Genomic DNA, 2,400 nt, shown 5'->3' with positions numbered 1-2,400 from the left:
CCACCGGCCCCACCGGCCCCGCCGGCGGTTCCGCGGAACCCGCCGGATCCGCGCCGCGGTCCGCCGGAGCCGCGTTCGTGGCGGTGGCTCGGCACGACCGGCTCGGCCAGAGGCGGCTCTCCGACCGGGCCCTCGCACAGATCATCGCCCGGCGGGCAGCCGCCGCCGGGCGGCCCGGGCACGGGGCCGGCCTTCGCTGCCCCGCGGATTCGCCCCCGCCGGCTACGCGAACGGGGCCAGCGAGCTGGCCATCCTGCGGCCCGGCCGGTCGCGATCGGCGGCCGCGATGCGCGGCTACCTTCGAGGAAGGGTCGGTGTGGACCGACAACCCCACCACCCGCCTCGGCCTCTGATAAACCCACATATGTGCCCGCATATGTAACGCCTGCTGGCTACTCCGCGGTGTCGACGTCGGCGACCGATGCAGTGGTCGCAACGGTGTCATCAGCGCCGATATCGTCACCACTCTCCGCGGCGTCCGCGTCGGTGGCACCTGGGGTGTGATCAGCGGTGTTTTCCTACGAGGCTTCCGCTGATGGCATCGACGTCGCATCGCATGCGTCCACTGCGGCGGCCCCGTATGTCCACAGGGCGGTGGTCACCGCTGTGCCAACAGCCGTGTCGCCGTCTGTGGACTCTGCTGCTGCCACACGTCCGGTCTTAGCTGCGTCCGCAGCAGTGTCCACCTCGGTGGCATCTGATGTTCACTCCTCGGTGGCAGCAGCGCCATCACCAGCATCATCACCGTCTTTGCCCTCGGCAGTGGTCACAGCGGATGTCAAACGTGGTGCCCGCGATGTGGCCCTATCCGCGCAGCGCGACGAGCCCACAGCGGTGACCGAAGCGGTGGCATGTGCGATGGTCACAGCTGATGCCACCGATGCTTCACCGTCCGATACCACCGCCGTGACCGCCGACGTGTCCACCGCGGCGCCCACAGCTGCTGTCACCGACCTCGCCACAGCCATGGCCTCCGCAACCGACACCGACGGCTCCACCGATGTGACCACAGGGGAGAGCGCAGCAGTGGACAGCGACGTTCCCTTCGAGGTGATCACAGCGGAGAGCACAGCAGCGGCCAACGACGCGGCCCCCGACGTGATCGCAGGGGACGACACAGCAGCGGCCGACGGCGCGGCCGCGGCAGATGTGACACGCGTGACCACAGGCGTGTCGCCGTCGGCGGCCGCAGCCGCGTCGCTACGCTGCGTTGCGGCTGTGGTCACCGCGACCGCCACCGCGGGTGCCACAGCCGCGGCACCCGCGGAGACCGCGGCCACGGCCACCGCCGGGCCCGCGGCGGTGGGCACCGCGGACACACCAGCAGGAACGGCAGACGGCGCGACCGCCCGGCGCGCAGAAGGTGGGGGCGATGAATCCCGAGACGCTGACGCAGCCGACGGCGCTGCAGCGGGTGGTGCTGGTGGCCAACCAGAAGGGCGGGGTGGGCAAGACCTCGATCGTCACCGCGCTGGCCGGGCTGATCGCCCGCCCGGACCGCCGGGTGCTGGTGGTCGATGCCGACCCGCAGGGCAACGCCACCGCCAGCGACCTCGGCGTCGAGGGCGACCGCGGCCGCAGCCTGATGCTGTCGCTGCAGTACGGCGAACCGCTGCAGGTGCAGACCGACGTGCGCCCCGGCCTCGACCTGGTCGCCGGCGGCCCGCTGCTCGCCCAGGTCGGCGCGCTGACCACCACCGCGGCGCAGACCGGCCTCGATGTGGTGGCCAACCTGCGCACCGCGCTGGCCGAGGTCTGCGCCCGCGGCAACTACACCGTCGTGCTGATCGACTCCGGGCCGGGGGACGCCCCGCTGCTCGACGCGCTGCTGCGCACCACCCGGTACCTGGTGGTGCCCACCAAGGACGACGACGCCTCGCTCAGCGGCATGGAACTGCTCGCGCTGCGCTACCTGCGGGCCCGCCAGGAAGGCGCCCCGGTGGAGCTGCTCGGGGTGGTGCTGTTCGACGCCAACCCGCGGGCCACCGCCCGCAACGCCCAGGTGCTGTCCGACATCGACGACGTCCTGGCCGGCTCCGGTGCCACCAGCTTCCCCACCATGATCCGCAGCGACCGGGCCGCCGCGCTGGACCTGCGGGCCGCGCACCTGACCCCGGCCGAGCTCGTCGCGGCCAGCGCCGCGCAGAACAAGTCCCGGCTGGCCCGGCTGCGCGGCGGCAAGCACCGCGCCGACCGCAAGCCCGAATCCACCGACAACGGGGAGCCGCGGCTGTGGTCCCGCGACCCCTCCGCACTGGCCAGCGACTACCAGGCGCTCGCCCGCGAACTGCTGACCCGCATCGCCACCGCCGAAGCCGGGGCCCGGGCATGAGCCGCCGCCCCGCCTTCGACCCCAGTCGCCTCGACGACCTCGACGACCTCCTGCCCGCCCCGGCCGCG

1 protein-coding gene is annotated in these 2,400 nt (G+C 73.0%); it reads left to right on the top strand.

The window, feature by feature from the left end; genetic code table 11:
- The first annotated feature begins 1,372 nt into the window (after window positions 1-1,372).
- A complete protein-coding gene (locus HF519_RS29865) occupies window positions 1,373-2,332 on the top strand; it encodes a ParA family protein (protein ID WP_169416293.1) in 960 nt (319 codons plus the stop codon).
- Window positions 2,333-2,400: the final 68 nt, after the last annotated feature.

This window comes from Pseudonocardia bannensis, assembly GCF_012911875.1.
Classification (GTDB): Bacteria; Actinomycetota; Actinomycetes; order Mycobacteriales; family Pseudonocardiaceae; genus Pseudonocardia; species Pseudonocardia bannensis.
Note: the sequence above shows the minus strand (reverse complement) of the source record. Positions and strands in the feature narration are given on the sequence as shown.

Excerpts from the sequence above, each read along its gene's own strand:
- HF519_RS29865 (WP_169416293.1), top strand. The coding sequence starts at position 1,373 with ATGAATCCCGAGACGCTGACGCAGCCGACGGCGCTGCAGCGGGTGGTG.